Annotated in this window: 2 protein-coding genes; one reads left to right on the top strand and one right to left on the bottom strand. The window is 45.0% G+C overall.

Features of this window, described 5'->3' with window-relative positions; all coding sequences use genetic code 11:
- The coding region (locus R7093_RS25575; protein ID WP_411913256.1) for an AMP-binding enzyme at positions 1–271 on the top strand (271 nt) is incomplete at its 5' end.
- Positions 272–389: 118 nt separating this feature from the next.
- Here the strand turns inward: R7093_RS25575 and R7093_RS25580 are convergent.
- On the bottom strand, positions 390–706 hold a 317-nt coding region (locus R7093_RS25580; protein ID WP_318147065.1), incomplete at its 5' end, for a Crp/Fnr family transcriptional regulator.

Consider the following 706-nt stretch of genomic DNA (forward strand, 5'->3'; position numbering starts at 1 on the left):
TGAGATTGAAGAAGTATTCATGACGCATCCTGCGGTAGCGATGGTGGCCGTGATAGGTATTCCGCATCAAGAATATGGCGAAGAGATCAAAGCCTACGTGGTATTAAAACCGAATCAATTTGTCGAAGCTGATGAGCTGCAACTATGGGGGCGAGAGCAGTTGGCCAATTTCAAATACCCAAGGTTTGTCGAAATTCGTGAACAGTTACCGATGAGTGCTACGGGTAAAATCTTAAAGAGAGAGCTAAAATCGGAACTCGAAGTCGCATAAGTATGATGTCAAAGCCAGCGAAGCTCTCGCTGGCTTTTTGTTTGATCTACATGGTATCGGTTGGTGGTCGTTTTAGCTGAGTACGCCGGTTAGACCAAAGACGTGTTTGCATCTACAACTATTCCAACTGTTTGAGATACGCTTCCATTTTCAGCGGATTCAATATGGTAATACTGCCGTATTGCAGCCTAAGAACGCTCGAGTTTTCCAATTTCTTTAGTACCTTATGAACACTTTGTCGTGTTAGCCCCATCATGTTGGCGATGTGCTCACGAGTCACTTTCACTACACAAGACTGGGCACTTATAGGACGGTTATGTTGATATTCTGCCAGAAGCAATAACCGTCTGCCGATCCTCTCTTCTATACCGCGAATGGCGTCGTCTTCGATAACGGAAATAGCTGACCATAATCTGCGGCTGAGCAAATCCAGAA

The organism is Vibrio sp. 1580 (assembly GCF_033340055.1).